The following is a 9,546-nucleotide window of genomic DNA, read 5'->3' on the forward strand; positions in this document are numbered from 1 at the left end:
CCACCCGTTCACCCGAAGCCAGAGGAGGTGGAACCATGCTGACCTTTCCCCGCGGCCTCCCGACCTCTACCCGCACCGTCGATGTCTCCGTGGCGGCGCCCGCCTACAACGAGGCGGACACCATCGCGGCCGTGGTCACCGAGTGGCGGGAGTACTTGGAGCGGCATCCGTCGGTCGGCGAGTGGGAGATCGTCGTCTGCGACGACGGCAGCGTCGACGCCACGAGCGCCGTCCTGGCCGGGTTGTCGTACGACTGCCCTCAGCTGGTGGTCGTCACGTTCGAGCACAACCGCGGGGCGGGCGCCGCGATCGCCGCCGCCATCGCCCGCACCCGGTTCGACTGGGTCGTACTGCTCGACTCCGACGGGCAGTTTCCCATCGCGAACCTCGACCGCGTCCTGCCGAGGATCCAGGCAGGGGAGGCCATGGCGTTCTCCGGTGCCCGGATCAGGAAGGCCGACGGCCTGGCGTACCGGTGGGGGTCGGCAGCCAGCGGCGCGATCAGCAACCTGCTGCACCGCACGCGCTACCGCGACTTCAACTCGGTCTTCAAGGTGGTGCACGGCCCGCTGTTCCGGGCGCTGCCGCTGGAGGCGGGCGGGATGAACTGTTCGACCGAGATCACCGCGCGGGTCGCCGAGATCGGCCACCAGTGGGTCGAGGTGCCCATCGAACATCGGGAGCGCGGCAGCGGCCGACGCGGCTGGCGGTTCTGGCGCGGCGCGTGCGACCGCGCCCTGTTCGTCGCCTATCTCGGCTACCGCCATTGGTTGCTGCGCCGAGGCGTCCTACGCACTGCCTCTGGCCCCGAGGAGGCGGGATGACCGTGGAACACCTCGAAGGAGCAGCCGCGGTGCTGTTCAGCGGCGGCCGCGGCGGGTCCAGCATCGCTCGTGGACTCGTACGAACGCCCGGGACCACCCTGTCGGTGGTGATCAACGGGTACGACAACGGGTCGTCCACCGGGATGCTCCGGCGCTACCTCCCCGGCATGCTGGGGCCGTCGGACTTCCGCAAGAACCTCCTGCTTCACCTCGACGCCGGCATCCCGGCGCAGGCGGCCATGATCGCCCTGCTGGAGCACCGGCTACCGCCGGGGGCGACCTACCACGACCTCGCCGCCATCGTCCGCGCGCTGGCGGCCCGGGAATCGGCGGAGGGTTCCCCGAGCGACGGCATCGGCGGTCATCAGGACCGGCGGATGTTCGCCGCGCTGCCGGCCCGGACGCGTGCCGAAGCGGTACGGGACCTGTCGTTCATGACGGGCCGGCTCGGCCGTGACCCCGAGGAGCTCGCCCTCGCCGGCTGCGCGCTGGGCAACCTGCTGTTCGCCGGGGCCTACCTGCGATTGGGCGAGGACTTCAACGCCGCGGTCCGCGCGTGCGCCGCGACCTTCCGGTCACCCGCCCGTCTGCTCAACGTGACGAACGGCGAGAACGCCTACCTGACCGCCCTCAAGCAGGACGGCCGCATCCTCACCGACGAGGCCGACATCGTCGCCCCTCAGTGCGACACCGCCATCACCGACCTGTACCTGCTGCGCGAGCCGGTCAGCCCGGAGCGCCGCGCCGAACTCCAGGCACTTCCCGCCGAACTCGTCCGGCCGGTTCTGGCCGGCGCGGCGGCCGAGGTGACGCTGAACCCCGAGGCGGACCGCGCGATCCGCGACGCGGACCTCATCGTGTACGGTCCCGGGACACCGCACTCCTCGCTGCTGCCCACGTATCTCACTCCCGGCGTCGCGGACGCCGTCTCCGACAGCCGGGCCGCCGCCAAGGTCTTCGTCGTCAACATCCACGACGACCACGACGTCCAGGGGCTGGGCCCGCGTGCGCTCGTGCGGCGCACCCTGTCCTACTTGGGCGATCCGTACAACGAGCGGCGCACGGTGACCCACGTCCTGTGCCATCGGGCCACGTTCGCCGGCGCCGTGGACGGCGGCGGCTGGGAAAGGGCGCGCTGGATCGTGACGGACCTGGAGGATCCCGAGCGCCCAGGCGTGCACTGCGGCCGGCGCACCCTCTCCGCCCTCGCGGGCGTCGTGGGCACGACCGCCGGCGAGACGGCCCTGGTGAGGACCGTATGAGCGTGGTCCGCGTCCGGACGGACGTCCTGTCCACCGACGTGGCGAGGCTGGTCTCCACCAGGCGAGTCTGGCTGTGCGACCTGGACGGCACGCTGGTGGACTCCTCTCCCGTCCACGAGGCGGCCTTCCGCGAGGCCCTCGCCGAGATCGCACCGGAACTGCTTACCTCCTTCAGCTACGGCGACCACGCGGGGGCCGGCACACGCGAGGTGGTGACCACGCTGGGCGCGGCCCCCGCGGACGCCGAGCGCCTGATCCGGCGCAAGCAGGAGCTGTACCGCGAACGCGTCGAGGCCGGCATGGTGACCCTCCTTCCCGGCGCCCGCCAACTCCTGGAGCGCCTGACCCGCACCGGCCGCACGCTCTACCTGGTCACCAGCGGCAGCCGTGAGTCGGTGCGGCGGGTGTTGTCGGCCGGCGCCCTGACCGGCTGTTTCCGAGCGGTGCTGACCTCCGACGAGGTCGCTTGCGCCAAGCCCGACCCTCGGTTCTACCTGCACGCCTGCCGGCTGTGGTCCCTCGACCCGGCCGACTGCCTCGTGCTGGAGGACTCCGCCCACGGGGTGGCCTCCGCCCTCGGCGCCGGGCTGGTGACCCTCCAGGTCCACGCGGCCCTGCCCGCTCAGGGGGCCCTGCCGGTACGGCATCTGGACCAGCTCATCCACCTCATCGACGCGGAGACGGACGACCGTGAGTGACCTGCGTACCTGTGCGGTGATTCCGGCGGCCGGGCAGGGCAGCCGCCTCGGCACGGGAATCCCCAAGATCATGCTGGAGATCGCCGACGGTGTGACCGTCTGGTCCCTGCTCCTGCGCCGCCTGCGGCCATGGGTCGAGCACATCCACGTCGTGCTCTCCCCCAGCGGAGAGGGCCCGTTCCGGCGGCTCGCGGCCGAGGAGATCGCCCGCGGGCAGGTCACCGTGAGCGTCCAGGCCACGCCCACCGGCATGGGCGACGCCGTCTTCGGCGCGGCCCCGTACTGGCTGGGGTACGACGCCATCCTGGTGGTCTGGGGCGACCAGGCGAACGTGTCGACCGCGACGCTCGGACGGGTCGTGCGCGCTCATGCGCGGACGGCCTCGCCGGACCGGCCGGGACTCGTCCTCCCCCTGGTCCCGCTGCCCGACCCGTACGTCGAGTACGAGTACGACGCCGCGACCTCCAGGCTGCTGCGCGTACGGATGTCCCGCGAGGGCGACCGGTGCCGTCCGGGCGGGCTCGGCGACGTCGGCGTCTTCTGTCTCGGCACCCGCGAGCTCACGGAGGCATGGAACCGGTTCCTGGCAGACGCCGTTCCCGGGGCGGTCACCGGCGAGATCAACTTCCTGCCGTTCCTCACCTGTCTGTCCCGGCAGGGCCGGCCGGTGACCGCGGTGCCGGTCGGCGACCCGGACGAGGCGCGCGGCATCAACACCCCGGCCGACCTCGAGTTCGCCCGGACGGCCTACCTGCGGCGGGCGGACTGATGGACCGTCCGAGCCGGATCTACGCCGTCTGCTCAGAGGTTCCCCCGGAGATCGTGGGAGGTCTCGGGCGGTACGCCGAGAGGATGACGGCCCCTCTCGGCGAATCCGGAATCCCCATCGAGGTGCTGGGGGCCGCCGGGCGGCGCCGGACCCCCCGGACGGAACGCTCCGGCGACCTCACGCTGCACAGGCTGACCTCGGCCGGCCTGGGCCTCGTCGGGAATCCCCGTCTTCCTCGGCCCCTGCGGCTGCTGGGCAGGACGGCCGGGCTGCTCGTGTTCAACCTGCGCGCCGCCGCACGCATCCTGCGCTCCGAGGCGGGCCGCTCCGGGCCAGGACGAGCCGGAGCGGTCGTCGCGGTGCACGACTGGATGAGCTGCCCGGCCGGGATCCTGTGCCGGGTGCTCGGCCGCCTGCCGGTCGTGTTCCACGTGCACACCCGCGAACTCAACGCGGCTCCGGGACGGCGTCGCCCCCGGCACGCCCTCGTCCTCGACGCGCTGGAGACGGCCCAGGCCCGGCTGGCGCGCCTCATCGTGGTGCCGAGCGCCGCGATGCGCGACGAGCTGACGGCCAGGGGCTGGCCGGCCGACCGGGTGCGCGTCGTGCCGCACGGTTTCGAGGATCCCGAGCTCCTGCGGCTGGCGGCCCTGCCCGAGGAGGAGCGCGACCGGATCCGCTCGGAGGTCCGGCGCCGCTACCTGCCCGGCGGCGAGGGCCGGCTCGTCGTCTTCGCCGGCCGCCTGTCGTCCCACAAGGGCGTCCACACCCTGGTACGTGCCGTACCCCGGCTCGTCGAGGAGCACGCCGGCACCCGGGTCGTGCTCGTCGGCGCCGAGCTCCCGCAGACCGACGACGCCGCCGTGCTGGCCCGGGTGATCGAGGAGACCGGCACCGCCGCCCACGTGGTCGCGGGGAACCGGTTCCTGCCGTCCACCGAGGTGTTCGCGCACTTCCTCGCCGCCGACGTGTGCGTCTTCCCCTCCGTGTACGAGCCGTTCGGCCTGGTCGCCGTCGAGGCCATGGCACTGGCCCGGCCTGTCGTCGTCGGTCCCGGCTACTCGCCGGAGGTCGTCGGCGACGGGGCGCTGCGCTGCGGCCACGACGATCCGGACGAGCTGGCCGCGCTCCTGCTGGGCTGCCTCGGCGACCCACAGGGCTCGGACCGGCTCGCCCGGCGCGGCGCGGCGTACGTGCGGGAGCACTACAGCTGGGCCCGGACGGCCGAGCGCACCCTGGCGGCGTACGGCGAGGCGACGCGGTGACCCCGGCGCGGACGGCGACCAGCGTGCCCGCGCGGGTCGCCAGGCTCCTCGCCGCCCAGGGCCGGCCGGTGGGACCGGCTCTGGTGAACGCCTTCGCCAGCGGGATCTCGGCGGCGACCACCCTGGCCGTGGCCTGGGGGCTCGGCGCCGCCGCCTTCGGCCGGTTCACGGTGGTCCTGTCGATCGGGTTGATCGTGGTCGTCCCCATGGTGATGGGCCTGCACTTCGTGATGTACCAGGAACTGCCGCGGGCCGAGCCCGCCGACCGCCCCGCCCTCGTGACGACGGCTCTGCTCTCCACACTGGTGCTGGGGGCCGCGCTGTGCGTCGCGGGACTGCTGGCCGCCCCCGTCCTGACCGCCGTGTTCGGCGTCGACGTCCGCACGCTCTGCTTCGGGCTCGCCCTGGCGCTGTCCCTGACGGCCGCGTACCTGACCGAGAGCTTCCTGCGCGGGCTCGGAAGGTACGCGCTCACCGCCGGCCTGAAGCTCGTCGTGGCCGTCGCCTACCTCGGCACGTCGGCGTACTGCCTGCTCGTCCCCGGAATCGGGGACGCCTACCTCTACCTCACCTGCCTCATCGCGTCGAACGTGCTCTTCGCCGTCGCCGCCACGGCGGGTTTCCGGGTCGTGCCGCGCCTCTGGTCGGCGGCGCTGGCGCGCACGCTGTACCGTCACGGCGCCTATCTGACCGCGCTCACCGCCCTCACCACCGTGCTGTTCGGCGTCGACGTGATCTTCCTGAACCACTGGGCGGCCCAGGCGGACGTCGGCGTCTACTCGATCTACAACAACTTCCCCAAGCGGCTGCTGGGGGTGCTGTTCACCGACGGCGTCGGCCTGGTGCTGCTCCCCACGCTGGCGACCATGCACAAGCCGACGGCCTTGCGGCGCATCGGCCGCCTGTCCCCGGCCGTCTTCGCCGTGACCGCGCTCGTCTCGTTCGCGGCCAGCGCGGTGTTCTTCCTGCTGCTGCGTGCCGACTACCCCTACTCGCCGGGGCTGATGGCGCTCTCGGCCGTGGGGATCGGCGTCCACACCGTCTTCAATCTGTACTCGCTCGCTCTGCTCATGGACGGGGTGCGAGGGGCCAGGGCCCTCATCGTCGCCCAGGTCGCGGGCGCTCCCCTCGTGCTCGGCTGCCAGGCGGCGCTCATCGCCTGGCAGGGCCTGGCCGGCGGGCTGTGGGCGTTCGCGCTGTCCAACCTCGTCCTGGTCGCCCTCATCGTCGCCGTCTGCCGGCTGACGTACAGCCGGGCGGAGACCGTGGACGCCTGCCCCGCCCCGGAGACGTCACCATGAGGATCGCCCAGATCATCACCCAGTTCCCGCCCAACATCACGGCCGGACTCGGCCGCTACATCGAGGAGATCACCCCTCATCTGGCGGCCCGTCACCGGCTTGCCGTGTTCACGCTCAACGACGGCCGCCTCCCGGTGCACGAGCGGAACGGCGGGGTCACCGTGTATCGGCCCATGAGCCGCGTCCTCGGCGCGCTCGGCCGCCGCCGACGCCTCAACCGCACGCGCGGCACGGACGTCGTCCTGCTCGTGCTGACGGTCGTGACGAGCAACTGGCGGTACTTTCTGCGGCTGTGGCGCGCGGGGCGGGACGGGCGGCCCGACCTGGTCGCCGTCCACGACTCGACGAACTTCCTCGCCGGCCTGCTCTGCCACCATGTCCTGCGGCTCCCTGTGGTGCTCCACGTCCACACCACGGAGTACGGGGTGCACCGCGGGCGGAGCGACCTCGCGGGCGCGGTGTTCGCGGCGATCGAGCGGTGGCTGGCGCGCGTCGCCCGGCGCGTGATCGTCCCCACGCCCGAGGTCCGGGAGCAACTGGCCGCCTCCGGCTGGGATCGGGCGTCGATCGACGTCGTGTGCCTGGGTGGCACCTTCGAACGGCTTCTGGCCACCGGCGGCGCCCGGGACGGGCTTCGTGCAGGCGGCAAGGCCCTGCGCGCCAGGCTCGGGATCCCCGCCGGGGACCCCGTGCTGCTGTTCGTGGGCCGCCTCGAACGGCAGAAGGGCATCTACCAGCTGCTGGAGGCCATGCGGCCGATCGCCGCCGCCGTCCCGGGGCTGCGGCTGGTGATCGTCGGGGAGGGTGACCACTCCGGGGTCCGGCGGATCGTCGCTCAGAGCGGGCTGGACGGGCGGGTGCTCGACTCCGGCGGCTGGGTGGACCGCCAGGAGTTGCTGGAGTACTACGAGATGGCCGACGTCTGTGTCTTTCCCTCCCTCTTCGAACCGTTCGGCCTGGTGGCTACCGAGGCCATGGCGATGGCCAGACCGACGATCCTCGGCCATGGCTTCTCCAAGGTCTTCCTCGGCGACCCGGATCGGCCCGCCGTCCGGTTCGTACGCGCCGATGAGCCTGGCGACATCTCCCGTACGGTGATCGAGGTCATGACCGATCCGGACCTGCGCCGGGCACTGGCCGAGCGCGGCGAGCGGCTCGTCCGCGAGCGGCTGAGCTGGGCCCGCGCCGCCGACGAGACGCACGCGGTGTACAAGGCCGCCTTGCGCCCCGTCGTCTCGGACAGGTGAACCTCTCCCCCGAACAGAGCCATAGCAAGGACTTGCGACAGCAACGTTGCGGACCCCTCTGCGGTCACCGCAAGAGCTTTCCACGCTCTTTGCAATGATCCACAATTACCTCTTTGGCTTCACGCGGACCGCTTCTTTCCCGTTACTTTTAGTCATCGACGCGCGCGGATGTCCGCGAAAAAGCGGACACTTGATAGCAAGAGTGGCGAGATAGACCGAGAGACATTCTGGAATTCTCTGCAAAGTATTGCAATCCGGATGGCCACTGAGTAACTTCCAGGCAACACCTAGGAAACCTGAACATGGAGGCCCCTACGGTGTGCCCGTCCCCCACCCCTCCGAGGGCGCCGCCCCCCTCCCCCAACGCCCACGATGTACGGGGCCGGGCGGCCAGTTCGTCTCCGTGTTCCGTTCTCAAGCACTCCGCAGCGGCGCGGAACGAGGACGACACCACATCGTCACGGCGGCTCGTGTCGTCGAGCCGAAACAACCCGTACGCCTCTCGGCAGGCGTTTCGCATGGAAGCGGGCCAGGTGTTCGCCCACCCGGCCCGCCCTCACGGGATCCCGTCCTCAATCTGGAGACCCCCACCATGAGACTGTACAAAGCAATCGTTGCGGGCGCGTTAAGCGCGGCCGCGGTGGCGGCCACCGCCGTGGCGCTGCCGGTTCTCACCGAGGAGCCCGCCAACGCCGCCTCCGGCCCCGGCGTCACCGTCAACCTGTGGAACTGGAACTGGAAGTCGGTGGCCAAGGAGTGCGCCGACGTCCTGGGACCGGCCGGCTACGGATCGGTGCAGGTGTCCCCGCCGTCCGATTCCATGTCCAAGGGAGGCTCGGTCTGGTGGGACATCTACCAGCCCGCCCGGTACGACCTGACCAGCAAGTTCGGTGACCAGGACGCGTTCAGGAAGATGATCGACGCCTGCCACGCCGCGGGCGTGAAGGTCCAGGTGGACACGGTCATCAACCACATGACCGGGCAAGGCTCGACGAGCTACGGCGGCTACGGCTTCAGCAAGTACGACTACCCCGGCCTGTACTCCTCCCAGGACTTCCACCAGCCGGCCTGCGGCATCAACGACGCCGACTACGGCAACAACGCCTGGCGGGTGCAGAACTGCGAGCTCGTCGGCCTGTCGGACCTCAACACCGGTTCCGACCACGTGCGCGACCAGATCGCCGCGTACCTGAACAAGCTGATCGACCTGGGCGTCGACGGCTTCCGTATCGACGCCGCCAAGCACATGAGCCCCGACGACCTCGCGGCGATCAAGTCCAGGCTCAAGGGGTCGCCCTACATCCACCAGGAAGTCATCTACGGCCAGAACGAGGCGGTCCAGCCGAGCCAGTACACCGGCGTCGGCGACGTGGACGAGTTCGTCTACGGCCGCAAGCTCAAGGAGCAGTTCACCGGCCAGATCAAGTCGCTGCAGACCTTCGGCCAGAGCTGGGGCCTGTCGGTGGGCAGCGACAAGGCCATGGTCTTCGTGGACAACCACGACACCGAACGGGGCGACTCCACGCTCACGTACAAGTACGGCGCCACCTACAAGCTGGCCAACACGTTCATGCTGGCCTGGCCGTTCGGCAAGCCCAACGTCTACTCCTCCTTCACCTGGAACGACAGGGAGGGCGGACCGCCGTCGGCCAACGGCGGGTTCGTCACCGACACCGACTGCTCCAACGGCCGCTGGACCTGCTTCGACCGCGAGATGTCCGGCATGGTGGGCTTCTACAACGCCGTCAGCGGCACCTCCGTCGGCAACTGGACCGACAACGGGAGCAACCTGATCGCCTTCAGCCGCGGCGACAGGGGCTGGGTGGCCATCAACAACGAGAACAGCGGCGTCACCCGCACCTTCACTACCGGCCTGCCCGCCGGGACGTACCCCAACGTCGCAGGCAGCGGCTCGGTCACCGTGAACGCCGGCGGCACGGCGACGGTCACCGTGCCTGCCAAGAGCGCCGTCGCCATCCGAGTCGGCACCTCGCCCTCGCCGACCGCGACCCCAACCCCGACGCCGACCCCGACGGGCGACAGCACCGCGACCGTCTTCTACAAGACGAGCTGGAGCACCGCCAACATCCACTACGGCATCGGCGGCACCTGGACCACCGTCCCCGGCATCGCCATGGACACCGCCTGCACCGGCTGGAAAAAGAAGACCGTCGACCTTC

General features: G+C 71.0%; 8 protein-coding genes. All 8 read left to right on the plus strand.

Features of this window, described 5'->3' with window-relative positions:
* Positions 1-35: 35 nt before the first annotated feature.
* Positions 36-824, plus strand: coding sequence for a glycosyltransferase family 2 protein (locus ABD292_RS47360; protein ID WP_344219796.1), 789 nt, complete (start codon positions 36-38; stop codon positions 822-824).
* Positions 821-2,086 (plus strand): 2-phospho-L-lactate transferase CofD family protein, encoded by a 1,266-nt coding sequence (locus ABD292_RS47365; protein ID WP_344219798.1) that lies wholly within the window; start codon positions 821-823, stop codon positions 2,084-2,086. Before ABD292_RS47360 ends, ABD292_RS47365 begins: the two co-directional genes overlap by 4 nt.
* A complete protein-coding gene (locus ABD292_RS47370; protein ID WP_020544428.1) occupies positions 2,083-2,784 on the plus strand; it encodes an HAD family hydrolase in 702 nt (233 codons plus the stop codon). Before ABD292_RS47365 ends, ABD292_RS47370 begins: the two co-directional genes overlap by 4 nt.
* The gene (locus ABD292_RS47375) at positions 2,777-3,553 is read left to right on the plus strand and encodes an NTP transferase domain-containing protein (protein ID WP_246649784.1); all 777 of its coding nucleotides are present in this window, start codon (positions 2,777-2,779) and stop codon (positions 3,551-3,553) included. Before ABD292_RS47370 ends, ABD292_RS47375 begins: the two co-directional genes overlap by 8 nt.
* On the plus strand, positions 3,553-4,818 hold the full coding sequence (locus tag ABD292_RS47380; protein ID WP_020544430.1) for a glycosyltransferase family 4 protein: 1,266 nt from the start codon (positions 3,553-3,555) through the stop codon (positions 4,816-4,818). Before ABD292_RS47375 ends, ABD292_RS47380 begins: the two co-directional genes overlap by 1 nt.
* Positions 4,815-6,119, plus strand: a complete 1,305-nt coding sequence (locus ABD292_RS47385) for a lipopolysaccharide biosynthesis protein (RefSeq protein WP_344219804.1) — start codon at positions 4,815-4,817, stop codon at positions 6,117-6,119. The genes ABD292_RS47380 and ABD292_RS47385 overlap by 4 nt, the downstream gene beginning before the upstream one ends.
* The gene (locus ABD292_RS47390) at positions 6,116-7,366 is read left to right on the plus strand and encodes a glycosyltransferase family 4 protein (protein ID WP_020544432.1); all 1,251 of its coding nucleotides are present in this window, start codon (positions 6,116-6,118) and stop codon (positions 7,364-7,366) included. Before ABD292_RS47385 ends, ABD292_RS47390 begins: the two co-directional genes overlap by 4 nt.
* Positions 7,367-7,958: 592 nt before the next feature.
* The coding region (locus tag ABD292_RS47395) for an alpha-amylase family glycosyl hydrolase (protein ID WP_344219806.1) at positions 7,959-9,546 on the plus strand (1,588 nt) is incomplete at its 3' end.

It is taken from the genome of Nonomuraea bangladeshensis (assembly GCF_039529455.1).
In the GTDB taxonomy this organism is placed as follows: Bacteria; Actinomycetota; Actinomycetes; order Streptosporangiales; family Streptosporangiaceae; genus Nonomuraea; species Nonomuraea bangladeshensis.